The organism is Actinacidiphila epipremni, assembly GCF_012034175.1.
In the GTDB taxonomy this organism is placed as follows: Bacteria; Actinomycetota; Actinomycetes; order Streptomycetales; family Streptomycetaceae; genus Actinacidiphila; species Actinacidiphila epipremni.
Genome location: NZ_JAATEJ010000009.1, coordinates 189,471 through 212,416, shown reverse-complemented (window position 1 = coordinate 212,416; position 22,946 = coordinate 189,471). Strand labels below are relative to the sequence as shown.

The following is a 22,946-nucleotide window of genomic DNA, read 5'->3' as shown; positions in this document are numbered from 1 at the left end:
GTCGAAGGCCCCTGCCGGAACCGGCAGGGGCCTTCGACGTCCACCACTTCGCGGCTCCCCGCCGGCTCCCCGCTACTTGCTCATGGCGAAGCGCATCAGCGCCTGCTCGTCCCCCTGCTTGATCTTGCCCGTCTCGTTGATCACCTGGAGCTTCCAGCCATCCGCGCCCCGGGTCGCCTTGGCCACCGCGCAGCCGTTGTCGGTGGTGAGCAGGCTCGGCCAGATGTCGGCGACCTGCTGGGTGCTGCCGCCGGTCGCGTCGTACACCTTGAAGCTGACGTTGCGCGCGTTCTGGAAGGCGCTGCGCTTCTTGTACGCGGCGGCGATGAACACGATGCTGGTGATGTTGGCCGGGACCCGGTCGAGCACGACGGTCACGGTCTCGTCGTCGCCCTCCCCGCGCCCGGTCTGGTTGTCCCCGCTGTGCACCAACGAGCCGTTGCCGAACGGGTCCAGGGAGTCGAGGCCGGCCAGGCGCACCGGTTCCTGGCCCTGCATCGCTATCGCGATCAGGTCAAGGTCGGTGCCGGTCTTCTGGCGGATCTTGCCCATCAGCCCGCCGCTGCTGCCGGCGGTGGGGTCCCAGGACACCCCGATGGAAAGGTGGGTCACCCCGCCCAGGTCCGCCGGCTCGTCTTCCTTGTTGAGCGTGATCATGCGTGGTCCTCTTGTCGGTTCGGACTGCGACACGTGAAGTGTGCCTGGTTCACTGCGCCGTGGCCGCCACCAGGTCGGCTCGGCGTCGGCTGGGCGGCGGCTCAGCGCAGTACGCCTCAACGCAGTACGGCCTCAACGCAGTACGGCCTCAACGCAGTACGGCCGACAGCACGTCGGTGCCGAGCGCCGTCAGGTCGGGCAGGCTGAGGGTGTAGCGCACATAGCGGCCCCGGCGCTCGGCCGTGAGCAGGCCCGCGCGGCGCAGCACGGCGAGGTGCCGGGAGACCTCCGGCGGGGTGAGCTCCCAGAAATGCGCCAACTCCGCGGTGGTGTGCGGGCCGCGGGCCAGCGTACGCAGCAGCCGCAGCCGTACCGGGTGCGCGAGCGCCGCCAGCCGGAGGGTGACCGTCTCCAGCGAGACCGGCTCGGCAGGGCCCGGCTCGGCGACCGGATACTGCACCACCGGATGCCACCCGGGCGCGTGGACCGCCACCAGGTGCGGGCGGCCGAAGACGCTGGGGACGAAGGTGACGCCGGCGCCGCGGGCCGCGGTCGCCTTGTCCTGCACCTTGTCCACGACGATGCAGTCGCCGTCCGGCGCCAGGGCGACCGCGCCGGAGACCGAGGCGAGCGCCGCCGCGACACCCTGCCGCCTGAGCAGTTCGTTCTTCAGCCGCAGATCGCCGGCGAGCTGCGCCGCGACGCCCGCCCAGGCGTCGTCGAAGAAGGCCGCGGCGCATTCCTCCAGGGTGGCGCGCACCCGCGCCCGTACCGCGGCAGGATCGGCGAGCAGCCGCTCCGCGAACGCCTCCTGGAGCGCGCCGCGGGCCTGCGCCACCTCCAGGGCCCGCTCGCGCGCGGCGGTGTCGGTGAGCGGGGACGCGCCGCGGAAGTGGACCCGGTTGCTGCCGCACGTGGTGACGAGCGCGGCCGTCACGTACGTCTCGTCGTCGATCCGGTCGACGTCGTCCAGCTCCTCGGCCAGCGTCGGCCGGGGGCGGGCGGGGATCAGGAAGTCGGCCTGCGAGGAGCGCCAGAGGAACTCCGCCTCCCGCAGCCGCTCGGCCAGCTCCGGCCGCAGCCCCGCCCACACGTCCGCGGCCCAGCCGGCGAACTGCGGATGGTGGCCGGGCTCGGCCAGCACATGCAGCATCGCGGTCAGCTCGGCCATCGGGGAGGCGGCGAACCGCACGGGCTCGGACGGCACACCGCTGATGTCGATCCTCAGCGTCATGCCCCCATCATCACCGCGCCGGCGGCCCGGCGGCGGTGCCGATTGACGGGACGCGTCAACCGGCGTGCCCCGCCCCGGCGCCCGCCCGCACCGTCCGACGCATGGCATCCCTCACCGCGCTCCGCCCCCGCGCGCTCGTCCGCGCCTCGGGCGGTCCCCGCTACACCGTCGCCCTGGCCGTCGACGCGCTCGGCACCGGCCTGCTGCGGCCCTTCCTGCTGCTCTACGGCGTGACGGCGCTGAAGCTGTCCGCCCCGGTCACCGGCGCCGCGATGACGGCCGGCATCGTCGTGGGCCTGGGGTGCATGCCCGCGGTGGGCCGGTGGCTGGACCGCGGGGCACGCAGCACGGTCGTGGCCGCGTCGATGCTGGTGCGGGTGCTGGGGGTGGCGCTGCTGCTGGCGGCCCCGGCGGGGCACGTACCGCTCTTCGCGGGCGCGGCGCTCTTCCTCGGCATCGGCAACCAGGCGTGGCCGGCCGCGCACGCGGCGCTGGTGGCCACGGTCGCGCAGGGCCGGGACCGCGACACCGCCTTGGCGGCGGCCCGCGCGCTGCGCAACGCCGCGCTGGGCGTCGGCGCGCTGCTGGCCACCGTGTGCCTGGCGGGCGGTACGGCGGCGCTGCGGGCGCTGGCGGGCGGCACCGGGCTCGCCTACCTCGCGGCGGCGGGGCTGGCGTGGTCGGTCCGGGTGCGCGCCCGCCCCGCGCAGGCCGGCCCGGCGGGGGAGCGGGGCGCCGGGCCCGCACCGCGGATGCTGCCGCTGCTGGCCGCGAACGTGGTCTACGCCTTCTGCCTCAACGTTCCCGAGGTCGCGCTGCCCCTGGTCCTGGTGACGCAGCTGCACGCGTCGCCGGTGTGGCCGGCGGCGGTCTTCGTGGCCAATACGGCGCTGGTGGTGACGTTGCAGGTGCCGGTCACCGTCCTGGCGTCGCGCTTCCCGCGGCGGAGCGTGCTGGCCTGCTCCGGGGTGGTGCTGGCCGGGTCGTACGCCGGCTTCCTCGGCGCCGCCTCGCTGGGGCCGGGCTGGGGCACCCCGGCGGTCGCCGCGGTGTCCGTGGTCTGCACGCTGGGCGAGATCGGCTACGCCGGCAGCGCCACCGCGCTGGTCGCCGCACTCGCGCCGGCGCATGTGCTGGGGCGCGCCCTGGCCCGCTTCCAGCTCTCCACGGGCTTCGGGCTCGCCGTCTCCCCGGCGGTCATCACCGCGCTCGCGCCGCACGGGCCGGCCGCGCTGTGGGGGAGCCTGGCCGCGGGGACGCTGGTGTCGGCGGCGGGCGTCGCGGGCGGGCGGGAGCGGGGGGCGCGGCTGCCCGGCGGGGCGGGGGCGCGGCAGGGGTGAGGCGGGACGGCCCGGCCCCGGGGGTGGGGCCGGGCCGTCGGGCGCCGTCGTGGGGGCAGGGAATCGGGCCGGGGATCGGGCCGGGGGTCAGGCCGGGGTCAGGAGGTCAGGGGCTCAGCAGGCGCCGAGGTCCTGCCAGACGCCCCACTCGCCGGTGGTGCCGGGCTCCTCCCCTTGCGTCCACCACTTGGCCTGCCAGTTGTGGCCCTTCCAGGAGACGGTGTTGCCGCCGGTGTAGATCTGCGAGGAGCTCCAGGAGGCGGTGGTGCAGCCGGTGCCGCCGGTGGAGCCGCCGGTCGTGGAGCCGCCGGTGGTCGTCCCGCCGGTGGTGGTGCCGCCCGTGGTCGTGCCGCCGGTGGTGGTCCCGCCGGTGGTGGTGCCGCCCGACGTGCCGCCGGAGCCGCCCGCGTACTTCTGGAAGATGTCCGTGAAGGCGAGGCTGCTCTGGCTGATCTGGCTGCACGTGGACAGCGAGTTGGCGGAGCCGCCGCACGCCTGGTCGCGGTTGACCGACCAGAACGCCAGCCGCCCGACGCCGTGTTGGGCCGCGAAGCTCTCCACGGTCTGCGCGTCGGCGAGCGTGAACGTCGAGCCGTCGTCGTTCTTGCCGATCATCGGGGTGATGCCGAGGTTGGCGTAGGTGTAGCCGGAGTCGACCGACTGCATCTGGGCGAGCGTCGCCTGGGCGGCGGAGACCGAGCCCTGGCCCATCTCGGTGCCGGTGCCGGCGTAGAAGTCCATGGTCATGATGTTGACCACGTCGATCTTGATGCCGGCGTTCTTGGCGGCCTTGAGGATGTTCACGCCGTCGTTGGTCAGCCCGCTGGTCAGGACCGGCAGCGTCACCGAGAACTTGAGGTTGGGGTTGGACCCCTTGAGGTCCTTCATCGCCTGCATCTGGCGTGCCGCCGCGGCGGTGTCCGCGATGGCGGCGCCCTCGATGTCGAAGTCCAGCTGCGTGACGCCGTAGTCGTTGATGAGCGCCTGGTAGCCGGCGTCGATCGCGCTCTGCGTGGAGCACGTCCAGGCCAGCGGCAGTCCGCTCGCGCCGCCGGAGGAGATGATGAGGGACGCGCCCTCGGACTTCGCCTTGGCGATGAGCGGGTCGGTGAAGGAGTCGTTGCCGATGGGGAGGGTGTCGCCCCAGATCTGGTTGCAGCCGGAGCCGAGCACGAAGGCCGCGGTGTAGGCCTTGAGGCCGTGTCCGGTGATGGCGGTGTCGAGCAGGCCCTCCTGGCTGTTCGACATGTCGACGTACGGGGCCACGGAGTAGGTGCCGGTCGCCGCGGCGTTGCCGGCGGGGGCCAGGGCGAAGACCGCACCGGCGGTCGCGAGCGTGAGCGCGGAGGCGGAAGCCGCCCATTTCGCAAGGTGCATGGGAGTCCCTCGGGCGTGGAGTGGTGGGGGGTGCGCATCGTGGGCCGGAGTTGGTACGTACCAAACCGCGCGCATGCCTGCCCCGTCAAGAGGACTAGACCAACTTCCGTGCGCGGAAGTGCCGCCGGACTTCGAAATGACGAGCCGTCAGATACGGCGAGGGCCCCTCCGGGCGGACCGCGGGGTCCGCCCGGAGGGGCCGTTCGCCGTTGCTATGTACCGAGTGCTACGTGCCGAGCGCTATGGACCGAGGATCAGCCGCCGGTCGTGAACGGCCGGTGGTCGCGGTCCGTCTGCCGGAAGCCGACCGTGTACGTGCGGCTGGACCTGCCGTCGGCCGAAGTCACCGTGATCGTACGGGTGGTGAGCCGGGCGCCGGTCGAGGACAGGATCCGGCTGCCGTCGGTGACCCGCACCCGGGCGCCGGGCCCGGCCGGCACCGCGGTGACGGCCGGCACCTTCTTGTTCCTCGGCCAGTCGACGACGTACGTGGCCACGTCCGGCGCGAAGCCGTCGATCGCGACACCGCCCACCGTGATCGCGGACGCGTCGGCGACCGCGGCCTTGGTGGCGTCCCGGAAGTTGGTCACCGTGACCGAACCGTCGGCGTTGACGACGACCTGCGCCGCCATCGCCGCCGCCAGGTTGATCCGCTCCCAGCTCGCCCCGCCGTCCCCGGTGAGGTCGAGCGGATAGCCGGAGTCCGTCGCGGTCTGCTCCAGGATCTGCGTGCGCTGCTCGGTGCTGAGGTCAGGGAACGCCGTGACCAGCAGCGCCGACGCGTCGGACGGCGCCGTGAGTGGCTGCCCGGACGCGCCCACCTGGGAGAAGCCGTACGACAGGCGCTGCGTGTAGAGGTCGATGTCCTGCGCCGTGCTGAGCCCGGCGTAGGAGCCGCCCGCGCAGGCCGCGAGCGTGTCGCCGTACCCCTGCTTCCGGCAGTCGGCGAGCAGCACGTTCTCGATCTCGGTGTGCGCCTGGAGCAGCAGGTCCTGGAAGCCGGGGTCGGCCCACCGGTGGGCCACGGTGGCCTGCCCGGTGATGCGACCGCCCATGACGTCGAGCGGGTAGTGGAAGCCCAGGACGATGCGGTTGTTGCCGTACTCCGAGGTGCGCGCCAGGATCGACGGCGCCAACTCCGGGAGGAGCGTGGCCAGTACGGTCCCGGCCTCGTAGCCGCCGTAGGTGTGGCCGCTGGGGTACGAGCCGCTGGTGGCCAGGCCGCTGTACGAGCCGTCCTGCGACTCGTAGACGTCGCCGCCGTCACCGACGAACCCGAGCCGGACGTACGGGCGCAGGTAGCCGAAGTGGTCCTTGGCCGCGTCGTGGGTGTCGAGGCTCTGCGTGACGCGGCCGAACAGCGCGTTGGTCTTGGGCAGTTGGCCGCCGTTCAGTGCGTCGAGGTAGACCTGGCCGAGCCGGGAGCCGAGGCCGTCGGCCATTGTGACGGTGGGGCTGTTGGTCGCGTCGACCTCGGCGCGGTCCACCTGGGCCTGCGTGGCCGCGTTGTTGATGCGCACCGCGATCCGGTCGTTCTGCGCGGTGAGCGGAGTGCCGTTCGGCACCTTGGAGTTGGCGCCGAGGATGTCGGGGTGGAGGTCGTCGATACCGGCGAGCAGGTCATCGAAGTAGTCCGAACCGTCGCCGGTCGCCGGCCACTTGTCCGACGGGTAGGCCGCGTCGAGGGTGCCCGCGGGGAAGGGGGCGGGGGTGTACGCCGGGTCGGGCGCGGCGGCCGGCGTGGTGCCGGTGCCGGTGCCGGCCTCGGTGCCGGCCTCGGTGGCGGCGTCGGTCGTGCCGGTGCCGGTCGTGCCGGTTGCCGGTGCGTCGTCGGAGGTGCCGGCGAGGGTGACCGCGGTGACGGTGGCGGTGTGCGCCTTCGCCTTGCCCGTGGTCGTGAGCAGCGCGGTGTCCGCGGTGGCGGGCAGGTGCGCGGTGGTCCCGTCGTCGAGGGCCACGGTGTAGCCGATGATCGGGAATCCGCCGTCGCCGGCCGGCTGCCAGCTCACCCGGGTCTGCGTGCCGTGGGTGACGACGCCGGTCACGGCCGGCTTGCGCGGCTTGGCCGCGGTCACGACGGGCGCGGTGGCGGCGCTCTGGCGCGAGGTGCCGCGCGCGTTCACCGCCTGGACGCGGGCGGTGAAGGAGCGGTCGGCGGGCAGCCAGGTGAAGGTCGTGCTGCGGCTGCCGGGATCGGCGACCGTGACCTGGTGCCCGTCGCTGAGGGCGACCTTGTAGCCGGTGACGGGCGAGCCGCCGGTGTCGGTGGGCGGCGCCCAGCGGACGGTCACGCTGCTGCCGGAGGCCGTCGCCGAGACCGCGTCGGGCGCCGCGGGCACCGTCTTCGGCTTGGTGACCAGCGTGGCCAGGGCGTGCTCCAGGGTGTTGTAGCGCAGGGTGAGCGTCGCGTCCGTGGTCGTGCTGTCCGCGAGGGCGGCCTGGGCCGCGGCGAGCGCGGTGGTGAAGGCCCGCCACGAGGTGTCGGTGTAGCGGGCGTTGTCGAGTGCCGCCGCGGTCGTGGCCAGGTCGTCGAGCGTGAGCCGTGCCAGCGGCACCAGTTGCTCGGCGGCCAGGGTGAGGCTGCGGGTCTGCGTGTCGACTTCGAGCTGCGTCGCACCGTCGGCGGCCACCAGGGCGCGTGCGGCGGCGAGTTCACGCCGGTAGACGCCGAAGTCGATGGCGTCGTAGCGTGCCGCGTCGCCGGCGAGCCCCGCGTACTGGTCGATGGCCTTCTGCAGCGCGGACGTGTCCGTCGCGGCAGGCGCGTCGGTGTGGCTGAAGGTGACCCGGCCCAGGTTCGCGACGTACGGGTGCGAGGAGTCCGGGGTCGTCGTCAGCCGCAGGTAGACCGCGTGCGTGCCGGTGACGGCCTTGGGCAGCGTCAGGCTCGTCGTGCCGCCCGAGGACCACGCGCTTCCGGTGACCGGCAGCGGGACCGTCGCGTACGGCGTGCCCGGGTTCGCCGCGTCGAAGGAGTCCAGGTAGAGCTGGACGGCCGAACCGGTGCCGCAGCGCGCGGAGTTGTTGACGTAGGTGAGCGTGACGGTGTTCTTCGGGGAGTCGCCGAAGTCGATGCTCCCGTAGTCCAGCCACGCCCCGTCGTACGTGCCGCCGAGGTCGGTGGCCGAGCCCGCGTCGCTCCAGCCGGCCGGCTCGCTCTTGAGCCCGCCGCCGCTGTCGGCGCGGAAGGCGGTGGCGTCGAAGCCCACGGGGGCGGCGGCGTCACGCGTCAGGGCCAGCGAGTAGACGTTGGCGACGTAGGGCTGGGACGACGTCTGCGTGCCGGAGACGAAGTCGGCGTAGACGTCCTGGACGCCGGCGAAGACCGCCGGGTCCAGGTGGGCGGTCGCGGTGCCGATGGTGCCCCAGCCGGAACCGGTGTAGTCCAGCGGGATCTCGACGCTCTTCGGGCCGTCCTTCGCGCCCAGGTGCAGCTCGATGCGGGAGTCCGACGCGGCCCGCGACTGGGGCTTGTCGTAGCGGACGGTCACGGTGTCGGCGCCGCTCTTGAGGTCGGTGCCCTTCCACTGCGCCCACGCGCCGTTCGAGACGTTCTCGAAGATGCCGTTGGAGAGGTTGAGCGGCAGCGAACCGTCGCCCGTGGCCGTGCTGTCGGCCGCGGTCAGGGTGGCGAGGGTGTCGGTGGGCTGCGACGGGACCGGGTTCGGCGAGAACTGGTACCAGTCGAAGTTGGACACCCACTGCTGGCCGGCCGGCGCGTGGAAGACGAACGCCGCGCCGGAGGCGGCGAGTAGGGCCGCCGGGTCGGTGACGGCCGCCTGCACGGTGGTGTAGTACTGCCAGCCGCCCGTGCCGGGCAGCTGGACGGTCGCGACGACCGGCCCGTCGGCGGTGCCGGCGTGGACGTCCACGCTGCTCGGCTTGGCGCTCACCGCCTGCGAGTTGGCGTAGCGGACCGAGATGCTGCGCGGGGCGACCCCGCCGAAGTCCAGGGTGTCGTAGCGCTCCCAGGCGCCTTCGGTGACGCCGCCGAGGTCGCCGTCGGAGTAGTACGCCTCGCTCACCAGGCTCGGGCCCTGCTTGGCGTCGGGCTTCTCGGCCTGGAGGACGGCGTAGCCGCCCTCGTCGATGGTGAGCGCGTCGATCGCCGAACCCAGCTGGTCCGCGGCGGACATGAGGCTGCCGGTGCCGGACGCCGGGTCGGCCAGGACGGTGCGGGCGTGCTCAAGGGCGGACTGGAACAGACTCCAGGAGCCGGCCGAGTAGTTGCCGCTGCGCACCACCGACGCCTGGTCGACCAGGGCGCCAAGTGCCTTGCGCTGCACGGCTGCCGCGTTGACGACGAGCGGGTCGGTCGCGGAGATGCCGGTGCCGTTCACCGTCGCGGCCCGCACGCCGTGCGCGAAGGCCGCGTCGCGGAAGCTCAGGCCGAGCCGGGCGTCCACGGTCGTGGTGCCGGTCAGCGACAGCGTCGCCGTACGCGAACCGGTCACGCGCAGGTCGGCGGCGAGGCCCTTGGGCAGGCCGGTAACGCTTGCCGTACCGGCCTTGGTGAGGCTGGTGCCCTTGCGGGCCGCGAACGACGCCGGTCCCGACAGGCTGAGTTGGACCTGGCCCGTGACCTTGCCGTTGGCGTCGGTGTCCACGGTGGCCGGGCGGGCGGTCAGGACGCTGTCGCCCCAGGCCGTGCCCGTACCGCCGTCGCCCGGGGTGCCCGGGGCGGTGTCCAGCGAGTACGCGGGCTTGGTCGCGGCGCCCCAGGAGGAGGGCTTGGCGCCCATCCGGAAGTCCAGGGTGCCGCCGGCGATGATCTGCGAGTAGTCGAGCCAGGTGTTGTCGAAGCGCTTGCCGTTCAGCGTCGCGCTCTGCACGTAGTAGCTGCTCGGCGAGACCCCGTCGGCCTTGACGGTGAAGCGGGAGCCGTTGGCGTACGTGATCGTCGTGGAGTCGAAGAACGGGCTGCCGATCTGGAACTGGCTGGAGCCGGCCGTCACCGGGAACAGGCCGAGGGCGGCGGCGACGAACATCGTCGACATCGTGCCGGCGTCGTTGTCCATCGTCGGCAGGAAGCCGTCCGGCGACAGCTTGTAGACCCGGGTCTTGACCGGCGGGGTGAACTCGCCGCCGGAGCTGGGGGCTTCGTTCGTGGAGCCGGTTGCGATGTAGCGGTTCCAGGTGGCGCCGGTGTAGATCGACCGCACCCACTTCTGCGTCTGGGCGGGCTCGCCCACGTAGTTGAAGAGGTAGGGCGCCTGGAGGTCGATCTCGTTGGCGTTGGAGTGCAGCATCGTGGAGCCGTCGTCGGCGGCGGAGTCCACGCCGAACATGTGCTCCACGGCGGCCTTTCCGGCCTTCGCGCCGCCCATCGCCTTGATGAGGCCGCCCATGTCGTAGGCGTCGTACCAGTTGTACTGCCACAGCGTGCCCTGGTAGAGGCCGGCCGCCTCGAACTTCTCGTAGTCCGCGCTCTGCCAGTCGCCGCCGGACGCGCGCGGGGTCAGCAGGCCGACCTGCGTGCCGTCGGCGGCCGTCCAGGCGCCGGACTTCACCAGGTTGTCGATCGCCATCGTCGACTGCGTGCGCAGCTTCTGCGCGTCGTCGTCCTTGCCGAGCGCGCCGGCGATGATCGACAACGCCCACTGGTCGTAGCCGCGTTGGACCGTCGTGCCGGGATCACCCGAGACGTATCCCTGCCGCAGCTGCGCGCCCGTGTAGTAGCCGGCGTACGACAGCAGCGCCGGGTACGCCTCGTCGAGCCGGTCGAAGTTGCGGTAGCCCTTGGACAGCGCGTCGGCGATCACCACCGCCGAGCGCTCCCAACGCACCGTCGGCACCGAGTGGGTGAGGCTGCCGGGGCTCTTGCCGGCGGCGTGCGTGTCGGCGAACAGCTCGACGAGCGACTGCACCATGTCCCGGTAGGTGGCCGGGTCGATGTACGCCTCGACCGAATACTTGCGGAAGTCGTCCCAGGTGGACCAGCCGTCGTAGTACGTGAAGCCGTTCGTCTTGTGCACGGCCCCGTCGGCGCCGCGGTAAGTGCCGCTGGTGCTCGTGGCGTTCACCGGCAGCCCGTACATGCGGTACAGGTGCGTGTAGAACTCCTCGGTCAGCGTCGAGCCCGGGTCGGACTTCGCGGAGGACTGCACGGCGACGGCGCCGAGCGTGCTGTTCCAGTCCGCCTTGGTCTGCGCGCGGACCTGGTCGAAGGTGCGGCTGCCGAGTTCGTTGCGCTGGTCGGTCGCGGCCTGCTCGGCGCTGATCGGGGAGAGGGTGATGCGCAGTTCGACGTCGTTGCCGGCGGAGGGGGCGAAGCCGAGGACGGCGCCGGTGTCGGTGCCGTCCTGCGCGGTGGCGGCGCTGAGGGCGCCGTCGTTGCCCCAGGACTTGAGGGAGGTGACGGGGACGTTGGTGGTGGCGTCGTAATACAGCTGGTACGAGGCGCCGTTGAAGGAGCCGGCGATGAGGCCGGTGATCGAGGTGGTGCCGTCCGGGAGGGTCGTCGCCTTCATCGTCGCGCGGGTGCGGCTGGTGAAGTTGTTCGCGAGGTCCAGGACGAGTTCGGGCTGCGCGCCGGCCGGGAAGCGGTAGCGCTCCAGCGCGGTGCGGGTCGTCGCCGTGACCTCGGCGTCGATCTTCCCGGGGCCTTGCGTGACCGCCGAGCCCGTACCGGTCAGCGCGCCGAGGCCCACCCGGTAGGAGCCGGGCGAGGCGTCCTCGTCGTCGTGGCTGTACGGGTGCGCGTACGTCGCCGGCGCGGGCCGCCGGTCGTACGCCACGGACGTCGGCACGACCAGCAGGTCGCCGCCGCCGCCCGAGCCGCCGACGCCGTCGAGGTCGGTGGCGGTGAAGCCGGCGATGTGGTCCTCGTTGTAGTCGTAACCGGAGTGGTTGCGGCCCGGCGTGGTCATCGGGTTGACCTTGGCGAGGCTGTGCGGCGCCTCGGCGCCCGGCAGGTCGTTGCCGTCGTCGCCGGCGGTCGACACGAAGGGGTCGACGAGCGCGGTGTAGTCCGTGCCGCCGGGCGCGCTCGTGCGGCCGGCGGCCCCGGGCGCGGCGCCGGCCGCCCCGGCCCCCGCGAGCGCGGCGAGGCCGAGCGCGCCGGTGAGCAGCGCGGCGACGGTCGCTTGCAGCGGGCGGCGGCGGGCGGCGCGGGGCCGCGGTCCGGGGTTCGGTATCGGTGGGGCGGTCGGAAGCTGCACCCCGGGCAACGGGATGCGGGATCTGCTGGGCACGTGACCTCTCCGGCGTCGCGGTGACGCCCCGCACGACCCCGGCGGAGCCCGGGCCGGCGACCTGACCGACAACGTTGTCAGCGGTCGTCCGGCCCGAACGCCGGGGCGAGCGAGGCGGGTTGGCAGTGGACACAAGGGATTCCACCCGTTGCGTTCACGGATGTCCACCATCAGACACGGAGAAGGCGTACGGGGGGCGAACGGGGGCCGCACAACTGGTGCGACCTGGGCGTGTCGCCCTGGCCGGGCGGGGGCGCGGCGGGCGCGCGTGGCGGACGGGGGCCCGGTCGGGCCGCGGCCTGCGCACGGGCGGGGGCCCGGGGTTGGCGGGGCGGCGGCGTTGCCGCGCTCGGTGCGGACGGCCGCCGGGTGGGGGTGCCGGTCGGTGCGGGGGCCGGCTGGGGAGGTTCGGGCGGATGGGTTGAAGTGCGGTTCTTGCTGGGTTTTCTCGAAGTCTTGCGGGGTCGGCGCGGTCGGCCCGACAATGACCCGGGGCATGGGCGGCGGTTTTCCGCCATTGCCCCCGAAGGGGCGATCCCGTGACGTTTACGGCGCAACGGGCCCGTCCCCCGGCGGACTTCGCATCGGTGAGCGGCGGACACTTCGAGGGGACGGCGGCCGATGGCTGAGACGCCGACGAGTACGGTGCCGGGCACGGTATTGGGCGGGGTGCGGATGACGGACGGCGTCGTCGTGCCGTTCGCGGGGCCGGGCGCGGGCGTCGGGGAGCTGACGTGGGGGCAGCGCAAGGTCTGGACGCTCATGGAGCTGGCCGGCGGGTCGATGAGCATGGGCGGCGCGGTGCCCGTCACGGACGGCCGCACGGTCGGCGACCTCGCGGCGGAGCTGCGCTTCTTCCTGTGCCGGTACGCCTCGCTGCGGGCCCGGATCAGGGCCGGGGCCGACGGCGGCCTGGTCCAGGAGGTGGCGGGCGCGGGCGAGGCCGTCCTGGGCGTCCTCGACACCCCGGACGGGGGCGAACCGGACGTCGTGGCGGGCGAGTTGGCCGCGCGGTGGGAGGCGACGCCGTTCGACCACGCCGAGGAGTGGCCGATCCGGATGGCCGCGGTACGCGCCGGGGGCGTGGTCACGCATGTCGTCGTGATGATCTCGCACGTCGCCACCGACGGCGGCGGAATCGCGGTCATGCTGCGGGAGTTGGCCGAACGCGACCCGGCCACCGGGCAACCGGCCGCCGCCGGGCCCGCGATGGGCCCGCTGGAACTCGCGGCGCTGCAACGCACGCCGGCCGGCCGCCGGCACAGCGACACCTCGCTGCGGCACTGGGAGCGGCTGCTGCGCGCCGCCGGACCGCGGCGGTTCGGGCCGCGCGTGGACCGGGGCGAACCGCGCTACCGGCGGGCGGTCTTCACCTCCCGCGCCCTGCACGTGGCCTCGGGCGTCGTGGCGGCCAGGACCGGCACCTCGACCTCCACCGTGCTGCTGGCCGCGTACGCGGTGGCCGTCGTGCGGCTGACCGGCATCAACCCGGCGCTGATCCAGGTCGTCGTGAGCAACCGCTTCCGGCCGGGACTCGCGGAGGTGTCCCACCCGCTGTCCGTGAACGGCCTGTTCATGGCCGACGTCGCCGACGCCTCCTTCGACGAGGTCGTGGACCGTACGCGGCGGGCCTCGGCGCAGTGCTCGAAGTACGCGTATTACGACCCGGGCCGGTTGGAGGAGTTGCGCTCCCGCGTCCACGCCGAGCGGGGCGAAGTGGTCGAGATCACCTGCCTGTTCAACGACCGCCGGCTCGCCCTCGGCGTGGAGCCGGCGCGCCGCGAGGTGCCGTCCGAGGCCGAGTTGGCGGCGGCCCGGGCCGAGAGCGAGCTGCGCTGGGGCGAGCCGTTCGCCAGCTACCTGGACATGCTCATGATCCAGGTGGGAGCGGCGCAGGACACGGTGGAACTGGAGGTCCAGGTGGACACGCACCACGTCTCGGTGGGGCAAGTGGGCGAGCTGGTACGGGACATGGAGGCGCTGGCCGTCGCGTCGGCGTCCGACCCGGAGCTGCCGACCGGGGTACGGGGGGCCTGACCCGCGCGGCGCCCGGCCGCGGGTCGTAGGTGAGCGTGGCGGATGCGGGCGTGGGCCCGCCTGGACGACGAGGCGGTCCGGCGTCAAGCGGGGCTTAACGCGCGTTGCGCAGAGCGTCGTTGATGGGGGGCCTGGGGCCGAGCAGGATCGGGGGCGGGGATGGAACCTCCGGCCTGCACAGGGAGAACAGCATGTACGTCACCCGGGATCGTGCCCTCGGGGCAGTCGCGCACGACGGCGGGGCGGTCGTCGCGGAGTTGCGGGACCGCGTCGAGATCACCGACGCGCTGCACCGGTTCGCGCTCGGCCAGGACCTGAAGGACGAGGAGCTGTTCGCGTCGGCCTTCGCCGTGGACGCCGAGGTGGACTTCCGGCCGGCCTCCGCCAGGTGGGGCGCGCAGCCGCCGGTCATCGTGGGGCGGGAGGTCATCGTGGCGACGATCCTGGGGCTGTTCACCGGCCGGGTCGACACCACCCACCAGGTCACCAACGTCCGGATCGAGATCGAGGGCGACACCGCCCGCCTCACCGCCCTGGTCGAGGCGCAGCACCTGCTCAGCGCGGACCACGGCACGTACGCGCTGCTCAAGAACCCCTACGACGTGGACCTCGTGCGCGACGGCGACCGCTGGGTCATCCTGCGGCTGCGCATCGACAACACCTGGTACACCGGCGACCCCGCGGCGATCTTCGGCTGACGGCCCGAGGGGGGCCGTCAGCCGGCGGCGCTGCGCAGGAGGGTGCGGGCGGCGGCGCGGATGCGCTGGTCCTCGGCGAAGCGCCGCCAGTTGCCCGCCGACCCGAGCAACTGGTCGGACTCCAGGGCGGAGGTGAGGGCCGCGCGGGTCGGTGGGCCGATCTCGCCGATTTCCGTCAGCGCCTCCAACGCCCGGTGCATCACCGGCAGATGGCGGCCTTCGGCGAGCGGCCGGACGGTCTCTTCGAGCGCCGGGCGGCTCGGCTCCGGATCGCCCGTGACCTTCCACAGGGCGATCGCCGCCTCGACGCTCGTCCAGTCCACCGGATACCCGGTCGCCAACAGTACGCGCAGCCGCCCGGCTTGGGAGACGGCCGCCGGGCCGAGGTCGCCCACGTAGCGGGTCGTGGTGTGGAAAACGCCGTCCGCCGCGAGTGCCGGGCCGAGCACGTCGAGGGCGCGCGCCGGGTCGTCGCCGAGCCGGGCCCGCGCCCACGCGAAGAGCTGCCGTTCGGTGGCCGCTTCACGCGAGCCGGCCGCCGCGGTGCCCGGCGCGGGGTGCAGATACGGCAGGGCCCCGGCGGCGGACGGGCCGATCGCGGCGAGCGCCCGGGCCGCGTGGCCGCGCAGACGCGGGTCCGCGAGCAGGGCGATCAGCTCGCCGAGGGCCGACAGCGCGGCCTCGCCCCACGCGGCCAGCACCTCCGTGCAGGCCCGCGCCGCCTGCCAGTCACCGGACTTGCGCACCTCGCGCATCAACGCGGCCACCTGTGGCACCAGTTGCTTCGCGTGCGCGCGCAGCGGGATCAACACCTCGTGCATTCCCGGCAGATCGTGCAGGCCGAGGAGACCGCTGTGGGAGCTGTAGGGCGCGAAGACCTCCTGCCGGGCGTGCAGCCGCGTGACCAGGCCGGGCAGGCAGCGCGGGTCGCCGCAACGGGTCAGCGCCCACAGGGCGTTGTCGGCGACGGTGGCCGGTGCCCACCGCTCCGGCCGGCGCGCGTGGTCGTCGAGGCGGGCGGCGAGCCGGTCGGCGTACGGGGCCGAGGCGGCGCCGAGTGCCGCGAGCAGATGCGCGGCCTGCACCCGGACCGCCGGCTCCGTGTCCTCCAAGCCCCTTGCCAGGACCGGCAGCAGCGCGGCGGCCGGTGAGCGCCACCGCAGCAGCAACTGCCCGGCGCAGTCCATCGCGGCGGTCCGCAGCTCGGCCGGACCTTCCGCGGCGGCGAGGCGGACGACCAGGCCGGTGGCGGCTATGGGCCGGTTCGCCACGAGCGCGAAGCTCCACGAGACGGCCTGGGCCAGGTTCATCTCCGCCCAGGCGGCGGCGAGTTCGGTGGCCGCCCCGGGCGCCGTGAAGCCCTCGCACAGGAGATCCACCCGGCGGGCGGGCGCGTCCGGATCGATGCAGGCGAGGGCGTGCAGGGCGGTGATCCGCACCGCAGGACGTGCGTCGGCGAGCAGCGCTTCGAGATACGCCGCCGTCCGCGCGCACTGCTGCGCCCCGGCCCGTGCCGCCGTCCGGCCGAGCGCGTGCAGCGCGGCGAGCCGGGTCGGCCCGTCGCCGTCCCGCTCCCAGCGCTCGCGCAGCAACTCCACGGTCTCCGGGCCCGGTTCGGGCGCCTCGCCCAGTGCCTCGACGGCCGCCCGGCGGACCGCCGCAGGCTCGGCGTCGGCGGTGGGCAGCGCCAGGAGGGCGGGGAGCGACCGCTGCCACGCCTCGGGCCAGCCAAGGTGCACGAAGCGGGGCTCGGCGGTGCGTGCGGTACGGGCCAGGTCCCCGACCAGTTCGAGCAGGCCGAGCCGGTCGGGCAACGCCACTGTGGGCAGCGCCGCGAGGCCGACGAGGAAGGGCAGCGCGGCCGTTGCCGCCGGGCACACCCAGCCGCCCTGGTGGGAAAGGTGGTTGGCCAGGTCGCCATCAGCCGGCTCGGTGCCGGCGGCAACTCCGCGCAGCCGGTCCGGGATGTCCTCGGCGGTGCCGTAGTTGTGCTCCAGCCGCGCCCAGGGCAGGGCGTCGACGCCGTCGAGCACGGGCGGATACGGGGCAGCGGTCATGCGCACAGGGTGGCTGCCGGACGGGGCGTGTGTCAGCAGGATTTCGGGTGTGTGGCACGGGCCCGGCGGGCGCCGGGGGCCGCGCACACTGGGGGCATGGAGCTTGTGCCCGTTTTCGTCGCCGACTGGGAAATGCGATGCTGCGGCGACCCCTTCGCCCTCGGCACCGAGGTCCGCTGGGACCTGGACTTCCTGTACGAGGACGAGTTCGCGGCTCCCGCGCAGGCGCTGCTGCCCGCCGGGACGGCGCTGACGGCCGCGATGGCGCCGGGGCCGGACGAGCCCGCCGGCGGTGCGGGGGCGCGGGGCCTGCTGCTCGCGACCTGGCACCGGGGCGAGGGGCCGCGGGCGGAGCCGGCGTCGACCGGCACCGTCCGGCGGATCCGGCTCGTACGGCAGCCGGCCGTGCGGGAGGGCACCCGTACGACGGTCGTACCCGGCGGTGCGCGGCTGACCGAACTCACCCGCAGCCGTGCCCACTTCGCGGGCGCGTCCTGGAACGCGGACGGCGGGGCGTGGGCGGAGACCGGCCTGCTCGTGGACCTCGCGACCGACCTCGACGCCGTGCTCGCCGCGCTCGCCCGCTGAGGCGAGCTGCGCCGGGGCGCCGGGGTTCCGGCGGCGGCGTCTTCGGCGGACGGCGGGGCGGGCGGTGCGGGCGCGGCGGGTAGCCTCGGTGCGGGAGGCCAGCGTGAGCACATCCGAACAGCGGCGGGAGCTCGCCGAGTTCATCCGCAGCCGGCGTGAGCGGCGGCGGCCCGAGGACGCCGGGCTCACCGTGACCGGGCACCGGCGGCGCACACCGGGCCTGCGCCGCGAGGAGGTCGCCACGCTCGCGGGCCTGAGCATCACCTGGTACACCTGGCTGGAGCAGGCCCGGGAGATCAACGTCTCGCGCCAGGTGCTCGGCAGCCTCGCCCCCGCGCTCGGCCTCGACCCGGTCGAACGCGACCACCTCTACCGGCTCGCCGGTGAAGTGCCGCCCGGCGACGGGCCGGTGCGGTCCGGGCTGCCCCGGCAGTACGAGTTGCTGCTCGCCCACCTGGACCCGAACCCCACCTTCATCGTCAACCGCCGCTTCGACCTCGTGGCGTGGAACGACGGCTTCACGCTGCTGTACGGGGACCTCGCCGCGGTGCCGGCCGAGCGGCGCAACGTCCTGTGGCTGACCTTCACTTCGCCGGAGCCGAAGGCGATGTCCGAGGACTGGGAGCAGGAGGCCGCGTACACGGTCGCGCTCTTCCGCACCCAGGTCGGGGAACACCTTTTGGACGCCGACGTGGTGGCGCTGCTGCGCGAACTGGAGGCGGCGAGCCCGGACTTCGGGCGGCTGTGGCAGCGCAAGGACGTCACGCCGTTCGTGCCGGGGCCGCGTACGGTGAGGCATCCGCGACTGGGCGTCGTCGAGTTCGAGTACGTCAAGATGCATGTGGCCGACGACGACAAGACGTTGGTCTCGTTCCTGGTGGCGCCCGGCTCCGAGACCGAGCGGAGGCTGCGCGAGCTGACGGTGAAGCCGCCGAACTGACAGCCGCTGGGCTTGCATGCCGCCGGGCCCGCGTGACGCCCGGAGCCGCCGCGTCTCACGCCGGGAGCCGCCGCGTCCCGCCGCGCCTGCATTGCGCCGGGCCCGCGTCGTGCCGGCCGCCGGCCGTATGCCCTCCCAACTGGGCCGTTACGCGGCCGTGACCGTATGAGCCAGACGTCATCATGTGCCCTCGCGAGCCTGGAAGCCGCGCGGACGGCGTGCGGCCTACCCCCTCGCCCGCCCCTCCGTGCCGGCCGCGGCGGGAGGCGGACAGGACCGTGCCGCCTCCCGCCGCCGGTTTCCGAGCGGAGAGGACCGTGGGATGGGCGGCAGAGCGGCGGGTCGGGGCAGCGGACGCAAGGCGCACGCGCAGTCGCGCGGCCGGAGCGGCCGTACGAGCAGCGCCGGCCGTACGAGCCCGGCCGGCAGCACGAGCCCCACGAGCCGCGCCGGCCGGCCCCGGCGCGGCTGCGTCACGTATGGCGTCTTCGCGGCGGTCTTCGTCGTCCTCCTCGGTGTGACCCTCCACATGCTGCGGCCCGGCGCGACCGCCGGGCAGTCGGGCACCGCGGGCCGGGCGGGCGCCGCGTCCGCCGGGCGGGGGCAGCCGGCGGACCCGGCCCGTACGCCCGACGCGGGCGGCGCTCCCGCGAAGACCAAGGCCCCGGCCCCCACCGCCACGGACGTGCCCCAGCACGGCAGCGGCAGCTTCAGCACCGCCGATGCCGCAGGCAAGGCGGTCGGGCGCGGCCGGATACGCCGCTACGAGGTGCAGGTCGAGCAGGGCGCGGGCATCTCCGCGGACGGGGCGGCGCACGAGATCGAGGCCATTCTCGCGGACCCCCGGGGCTGGACGGACGACGGCCACGACGGCTTCCAGCTCGTCTCGTCCGGCCCCGTGGACTTCGTCGTCAAGATCGCCACGCCCGACACCGTGGACGCCATATGCGGCGCGGCCGGCCTGCACACCCATGGTGAGGTCAACTGCGACGTCGGCCCCACCGTCGTCGTCAACCTCAAGCGCTGGCTGCTCGGCTCGCCCGAATTCCCGGGCCCCATCGCGGGATACCGCGCGCTCATCATCAACCACGAGGTGGGCCACCGGATCGGCCACGGCCATGAGACCTGCCCCGGCCCCGGCCGGCTCGCCCCGGTGATGATGCAGCAGATCGACGGCCTGCACGGCTGCAAGGCCAACGCCTGGCCGTACGACTCCGCCGGCCACTACATCCAGGGCCCGCGGGTCCCCTGAGCCGGGCCCCTGAGCCGGGCCCCTGAGCCGGGCCCCTGAGCCGGGCCCCTGAGCCGGGTCAGCGCGCCGCCGGCGGCCCGGCGAAGTGGGCGGTGAGCAGGGCGAGCCGGGTGGTGTGCGCCGCGGCGGGGAGCCGGCCGCTGCGGCCGAGGGTCGCGAGGCCGTGCAGGGCGGCCCAGAAGGTCTCGGTGAGGATGCCCGGGTCCTCGTCGGGGGCGGCGTGCGGGGTGACGGCGTCGAGGAGTTCGTCGAAGGCGGCCCACAGCGGCGCCGGGGCCTCGGGGCTGGCGAAGGGCAGGTCCACGGCCCGGGTGAACATCGCCTCGTAGAGGGCGGGGCGTTCGGCGGCGAAGGCGGTGTAGGCGTCGGCCACCGCGGTGAGGGCCGCCCGCGGGCCCTCCGCCCGGCCCTCCGCACTCGCCCGGGGGTCCCCCGCACTCGCGCCGGCGTCCTCCGCCTGGGGTCCCTGCGCGCCCGCCCGGCGGCCTCCCGTACCCGCCCGGGAGCCCTCCGCCCCGGTGCGCGCGGCGCGCAGGACCGCCGCGAGTTCGACGAAGCCCTGGAGCGCGACGGCCGTCATGATCGCGCCCTTGCCCTTGAAGTGGCTGTAGAGCACGGGCTGGCTGTACTCGATCTCGGCGGCCAGCCGGCGGGTGGTCACCGCGTCCCAGCCCTCCGCCTCGGCCAGTTCCCGTGCGGTGCTCACGATCAGCTGCTCGCGTTCGGCTCGTTCGCGCTCCCGGCGCTCCTGGATCGACATGACCGTGATTCTAGCATCGCTAGCAATCGTGCCGCCGCTATGTTAGCTTCGCTCTCGTCCCTAGCGCTGCTAGCAAGGAGTTCGGCATGACCGTCACCGCGTACACCCTCGCCGTCGTCCTCGACCTCTTCGTCGTCCTCATCGGCGCCCGCTTCCTGCTCCAGCCCCGCCCCGCCGCCGCGGGCTACGGCGTACCCGCCAAGCCGGACGGCGATCCGGCGTACCTGACCATCAAGGGCCTGCGGGACGGCACCTTCGGGTTGCTCGGCCTCGCGCTGCTGGCCTTCTCCGGGGCGCACGCGGAGGCGTGGTTCATGCTCGTCGTGGCGCTGCTGCCGCTGTGCGACACGCTGATAGTGCTGCGCAACGGCGGCCAGAAGTCCGTGGCGTACGGCGTCCACTTCGCCACCGCCGTCGTCGTACTCCTCAGCGCGGGGCTGCTGTTCGCCGTCTGAGCACCGCGGCGGCGGTGCGCTGCGCCGCGTCCTCGACCCGTAACCCGTAACCCGTAACGCGCAACCCGTAATCCACAACCCGCAATCCGTGATCCGTAGGCTCATCACCGGCCCTCCCGGGCCCTCGCGTTCGACGACATCCACAGGGGGATCCCATGTCGCTGCTCGTTCCCGACTTCGACCGGACCGTGATCGTCCGCTCCGCCGAGGCGGAGGTGATCGGGCGGGCGCCCACCACGGTGCGGCTGCTCGCCGACAGCAGTGCGACGGGCGGCGCGCTGTCCACCCAGCGCGTCACGCTCGTCGACGGCGCCGACGGGGCGCGCCCGCACCGGCACGACAACTCCGCGGAGATGTTCTACGTCCTCGACGGGGCCGCCCAGTTGCTCTCCGGCGAGGAGACGCTGACCGCCGAGCGCGGCGACCTCGTCATCGTCCCGCCGGGCCGCCCGCACGCCTTCGCCGCCGCGCCCGGCACCGACGCGGACCTGCTCATCGTCATCACGCCGGGCGTCGAACGCTTCGAATACTTCCGGCACTTGCAGCGCATCGGGCTCGGCGAGGCCACCCCGGAGAGCCTGTTGGAGGTGCAGGAGGTCTACGACACCTACTTCCTGCAGAGCCAGGCGTGGGAGGCCGAGCGCAAGCGGGCGGCCGGGCAGGCGCCGGTGCGGACGGTGTACGGCCGTACGCGGCGGCACGGGTGACCGGCCCGGCGGCACGGGTGCGGCGGAACGGTTCGCCGCCCGGCGGCGGCAGGGCGGGCTCCTATGCTCTGCTCACCGCGGGCGGCAGCCCGCACCCTCCCCGGGGGTCCGGAGCGCAGGCGTAGGAGAGCACCGCATGGCTGAGCAGGACGAGGAACTGACCCGCAGGTCACGGTCGTTCGGGTCGATCGCGGAGGAGTACGGGCGGCTGCGGCCGGCGCCGTGCGACGCGGCGGTCGACTGGCTGCTCCCGCCCGGTTGCCGCTCGGTGCTGGACCTCGCGGCGGGTGCCGGCACGCTCACCGGGCTGCTCGCCGAGCGGGTCCCCGAGGTCACGGCGGTGGAACCGGACGACCGCATGCGCGGCGTGCTCGCCGAACGCGTCCCGGGCGCCGCGGTGTTGAGCGGTACGGCGGAGGACGTGCCGCTGCCGGACGGGCGGCTCGACGCGGTCGTGGTGTCGTCGGCCTGGCACTGGTTCGACCCGGCGCGGGCGGTGCCGGAGATCGGCCGGGTGCTGCGGCCGGGCGGCCGGCTCGGCGTGGTCTGGAACAGCCTCGACGTGAGTGTGCCGTGGGTCGGCGAGTGGTACGCGGGCCTGCGGCCCGAGAACGCCGCCGTCACCCGCGACCCGGCCAGCCGGCACGCCGGCCGCGGCGCCCGGCTGCGCGGCGACCTCGACATCCCCGGCTCGCCCTTCGGCGAGGTCGAGGAGGCCGCCTTCACCTGCACCCGCCGCAGCACCCCGCGGGATGCCGCGGCGCTGCTGGGCACCTACAGCCGCGTCATCCTGCTGCCGGCCGAGAACCGCGCCGCGCTGCTGACCCGGGCGGAGCGGAGCCTGCGCGAGATGCTCTCCCTCGGCGCGGCGGGCGACCGGGCCACCGGGCGCGACCAAGACGCAGGGGCCGCCGGTGACGCCGAGTTCGACCTGCCCTTCCGCTCCCTGTGCTGGCGCGCGACCCGCACCGCCGGCATCCAGCCAGCGCCCTGACCCCGCCGGCCCCGCCCACCGCACCCCGACCAACCGCTGGGACCACCCGGCCCGCGCCGTCTACGCTGCGGGCGGCGCGCACCGCGACGGGCGGCGCGCGCATGATTCCGGGGAGAAGCAGTGCGCTACGACCGAGCCGCCTACGTCCGGTGCCGGCTGCACGTGATCGGCGGGCCTGACAGCGGATACGGCGAATACGCGGGCGAGGGCACGGAGTTCCGGCGCGCGCTGGCCGGCTACTTCGCCGGGCTGGAGCGCGCCCTCGAACGCCGCTTCGGGCAGACCCTGGACCTCGCGCGGGCCGCGCCCACCGCGAACCGTGCGCTGCTGATGCTCTTCCGCAGCACTGCGGCCTCCTACCTCGCCCTCCGCACCCCCTGGTCCGGCTATCTGGAGGCCGGCCTGCTCGTCAAGCGGCTGGAGGCGGCCGGGCCGGCCGGTGGGCAGGTCCTCGCGGCGAGCGGCCGTATCGAGGAGGCGGTGGCGTCCGCCCGGCGCGACCATCTGGACATGCTCGACACCCTCGCCGCGATCGTCCTCACCGACCGCGCGGACGCCGCCTTCAGCTCGGAAGACCTCCGCGCCGGCGGCTTCGACGACGCCCGCAGGCCGCTGCGCGACGCCTACCCGGAGGCCGAGCTCTGAGCCGTGTCCGGG

The 22,946-nt window shown here is 74.2% G+C and carries 16 protein-coding genes; 10 read left to right on the top strand and 6 right to left on the bottom strand.

The window, feature by feature from the left end:
* Positions 1-72: 72 nt before the first annotated feature.
* Together HCN08_RS14460 and HCN08_RS14455 are read right to left on the bottom strand one after the other, a co-directional pair.
* A complete protein-coding gene (locus tag HCN08_RS14460) occupies positions 73-657 on the bottom strand; it encodes a TerD family protein (RefSeq protein WP_167983445.1) in 585 nt (194 codons plus the stop codon).
* 148 nt (positions 658-805) lie between these two features.
* Positions 806-1,891: a DUF5937 family protein gene (locus tag HCN08_RS14455; RefSeq protein ID WP_167983444.1), complete on the bottom strand. Its 1,086-nt coding sequence runs from the start codon at positions 1,889-1,891 to the stop codon at positions 806-808.
* Positions 1,892-1,992: 101 nt separating this feature from the next.
* Between HCN08_RS14455 and HCN08_RS14450 the strand changes: the two genes are divergently transcribed.
* Positions 1,993-3,231, top strand: a complete 1,239-nt coding sequence (locus HCN08_RS14450) for an MFS transporter (protein ID WP_167983443.1) — start codon at positions 1,993-1,995, stop codon at positions 3,229-3,231.
* Positions 3,232-3,345: 114 nt separating this feature from the next.
* On the opposite strand, the gene HCN08_RS36165 is transcribed toward HCN08_RS14450, so the two are convergent.
* Together HCN08_RS36165 and HCN08_RS14440 are read right to left on the bottom strand one after the other, a co-directional pair.
* Positions 3,346-4,608, bottom strand: a complete 1,263-nt coding sequence (locus HCN08_RS36165) for a chitinase (RefSeq protein ID WP_167983442.1) — start codon at positions 4,606-4,608, stop codon at positions 3,346-3,348.
* 254 nt (positions 4,609-4,862) lie between these two features.
* On the bottom strand, positions 4,863-11,678 hold the full coding sequence (locus tag HCN08_RS14440) for a glycoside hydrolase domain-containing protein (RefSeq protein ID WP_167983481.1): 6,816 nt from the start codon (positions 11,676-11,678) through the stop codon (positions 4,863-4,865).
* A 744-nt stretch (positions 11,679-12,422) separates the two neighbouring features.
* On the opposite strand from HCN08_RS14440, the gene HCN08_RS36160 reads away from it, so the two are divergent.
* Both HCN08_RS36160 and HCN08_RS14430 read left to right on the top strand, forming a co-directional pair.
* On the top strand, positions 12,423-13,838 hold the full coding sequence (locus HCN08_RS36160) for a condensation domain-containing protein (protein ID WP_167983441.1): 1,416 nt from the start codon (positions 12,423-12,425) through the stop codon (positions 13,836-13,838).
* A 191-nt stretch (positions 13,839-14,029) separates the two neighbouring features.
* Positions 14,030-14,536: a nuclear transport factor 2 family protein gene (locus HCN08_RS14430; protein ID WP_167983440.1), complete on the top strand. Its 507-nt coding sequence runs from the start codon at positions 14,030-14,032 to the stop codon at positions 14,534-14,536.
* Between the two features lie 17 nt (positions 14,537-14,553).
* Here HCN08_RS14430 and HCN08_RS14425 read toward each other — a convergent pair whose 3' ends face one another.
* Positions 14,554-16,593: a HEAT repeat domain-containing protein gene (locus HCN08_RS14425; RefSeq protein ID WP_167983439.1), complete on the bottom strand. Its 2,040-nt coding sequence runs from the start codon at positions 16,591-16,593 to the stop codon at positions 14,554-14,556.
* A 96-nt stretch (positions 16,594-16,689) separates the two neighbouring features.
* Here HCN08_RS14425 and HCN08_RS14420 point away from each other — a divergent pair, with 96 nt between their 5' ends.
* The 3 genes from HCN08_RS14420 to HCN08_RS14410 all read left to right on the top strand — a co-directional run bounded on the left by HCN08_RS14420 (position 16,690) and on the right by HCN08_RS14410 (position 19,373).
* On the top strand, positions 16,690-17,181 hold the full coding sequence (locus tag HCN08_RS14420; RefSeq protein ID WP_167983438.1) for a DUF6578 domain-containing protein: 492 nt from the start codon (positions 16,690-16,692) through the stop codon (positions 17,179-17,181).
* 103 nt (positions 17,182-17,284) lie between these two features.
* Entirely contained in the window at positions 17,285-18,121 is an 837-nt protein-coding gene (locus HCN08_RS36560; RefSeq protein WP_167983437.1) for a helix-turn-helix transcriptional regulator, read from the top strand.
* Positions 18,122-18,443: 322 nt separating this feature from the next.
* Entirely contained in the window at positions 18,444-19,373 is a 930-nt protein-coding gene (locus tag HCN08_RS14410) for a DUF3152 domain-containing protein (protein WP_167983436.1), read from the top strand.
* A 58-nt stretch (positions 19,374-19,431) separates the two neighbouring features.
* Here HCN08_RS14410 and HCN08_RS14405 read toward each other — a convergent pair whose 3' ends face one another.
* The gene (locus HCN08_RS14405) at positions 19,432-20,133 is read right to left on the bottom strand and encodes a TetR/AcrR family transcriptional regulator (protein WP_167983435.1); all 702 of its coding nucleotides are present in this window, start codon (positions 20,131-20,133) and stop codon (positions 19,432-19,434) included.
* Positions 20,134-20,219: 86 nt separating this feature from the next.
* Between HCN08_RS14405 and HCN08_RS14400 the strand changes: the two genes are divergently transcribed.
* From HCN08_RS14400 to HCN08_RS14385, 4 genes are all read left to right on the top strand, one after another.
* A complete protein-coding gene (locus tag HCN08_RS14400) occupies positions 20,220-20,588 on the top strand; it encodes a DUF4267 domain-containing protein (protein ID WP_167983434.1) in 369 nt (122 codons plus the stop codon).
* 155 nt (positions 20,589-20,743) lie between these two features.
* Entirely contained in the window at positions 20,744-21,295 is a 552-nt protein-coding gene (locus HCN08_RS14395; RefSeq protein WP_167983433.1) for a cupin domain-containing protein, read from the top strand.
* A gap of 136 nt (positions 21,296-21,431) precedes the next feature.
* A complete protein-coding gene (locus tag HCN08_RS14390) occupies positions 21,432-22,289 on the top strand; it encodes a class I SAM-dependent methyltransferase (protein WP_167983432.1) in 858 nt (285 codons plus the stop codon).
* Between the two features lie 120 nt (positions 22,290-22,409).
* A complete protein-coding gene (locus tag HCN08_RS14385) occupies positions 22,410-22,934 on the top strand; it encodes a hypothetical protein (protein WP_167983431.1) in 525 nt (174 codons plus the stop codon).
* Positions 22,935-22,946: the final 12 nt, after the last annotated feature.

Excerpts from the sequence above, each read along its gene's own strand:
- HCN08_RS14430 (WP_167983440.1), top strand. The coding sequence starts at position 14,030 with ATGTACGTCACCCGGGATCGTGCCCTCGGGGCAGTCGCGCACGACGGC.
- HCN08_RS14455 (WP_167983444.1), bottom strand. The coding sequence starts at position 1,891 with ATGACGCTGAGGATCGACATCAGCGGTGTGCCGTCCGAGCCCGTGCGG.
- HCN08_RS14410 (WP_167983436.1), top strand. The coding sequence starts at position 18,444 with ATGGGCGGCAGAGCGGCGGGTCGGGGCAGCGGACGCAAGGCGCACGCG.
- HCN08_RS14420 (WP_167983438.1), top strand. The coding sequence starts at position 16,690 with ATGGAGCTTGTGCCCGTTTTCGTCGCCGACTGGGAAATGCGATGCTGC.
- HCN08_RS14425 (WP_167983439.1), bottom strand. The coding sequence starts at position 16,593 with ATGACCGCTGCCCCGTATCCGCCCGTGCTCGACGGCGTCGACGCCCTG.
- HCN08_RS14460 (WP_167983445.1), bottom strand. The coding sequence starts at position 657 with ATGATCACGCTCAACAAGGAAGACGAGCCGGCGGACCTGGGCGGGGTG.
- HCN08_RS36160 (WP_167983441.1), top strand. The coding sequence starts at position 12,423 with ATGGCTGAGACGCCGACGAGTACGGTGCCGGGCACGGTATTGGGCGGG.
- HCN08_RS14395 (WP_167983433.1), top strand. The coding sequence starts at position 20,744 with ATGTCGCTGCTCGTTCCCGACTTCGACCGGACCGTGATCGTCCGCTCC.
- HCN08_RS14405 (WP_167983435.1), bottom strand. The coding sequence starts at position 20,133 with ATGTCGATCCAGGAGCGCCGGGAGCGCGAACGAGCCGAACGCGAGCAG.
- HCN08_RS14400 (WP_167983434.1), top strand. The coding sequence starts at position 20,220 with ATGACCGTCACCGCGTACACCCTCGCCGTCGTCCTCGACCTCTTCGTC.
- HCN08_RS36165 (WP_167983442.1), bottom strand. The coding sequence starts at position 4,608 with ATGCACCTTGCGAAATGGGCGGCTTCCGCCTCCGCGCTCACGCTCGCG.
- HCN08_RS14390 (WP_167983432.1), top strand. The coding sequence starts at position 21,432 with ATGGCTGAGCAGGACGAGGAACTGACCCGCAGGTCACGGTCGTTCGGG.
- HCN08_RS14450 (WP_167983443.1), top strand. The coding sequence starts at position 1,993 with ATGGCATCCCTCACCGCGCTCCGCCCCCGCGCGCTCGTCCGCGCCTCG.